Source organism: Geminicoccus flavidas (assembly GCF_009806515.1).
Classification (GTDB): Bacteria; Pseudomonadota; Alphaproteobacteria; order Geminicoccales; family Geminicoccaceae; genus Geminicoccus; species Geminicoccus flavidus.
Map to the genome: position 1 here is coordinate 1 of NZ_WUJP01000184.1, position 282 is coordinate 282.

The window sequence follows — 282 nt, forward strand, 5'->3', positions numbered from 1 at the left end:
CTCGGCAATTTCCACCATGCGAGCGCCGAACTCGGTCGGCAGCCGGGTCTCGCCGCGCCGCCGGTACTGGCCCGATGCCTGTGCCGCCGCCATGGTGGCCAGGGCCGCGACCAGGACGCCCTGGACATGGCGCAGGCGCCGGTAGCCGTCCACCGAGCCGGCGGTGATCAGGCTGGCCGATTCACTGGCCTCGCTCATGGCGGCCAGGAGGTTCCGCTCGGCTGACGCATCCGCGCCAGCCAGGTCGTCGATGGCGGCAGTGGCAAAGCGCAGCGCGCCGCG

Annotated in this window: 1 protein-coding gene; it reads right to left on the reverse strand. The window is 73.0% G+C overall.

The genetic code is table 11. The features are described 5' to 3' along the window. On the reverse strand, nt 1-282 hold a 282-nt coding region (locus tag EQG76_RS05075), incomplete at both ends, for a hypothetical protein (protein WP_159711176.1).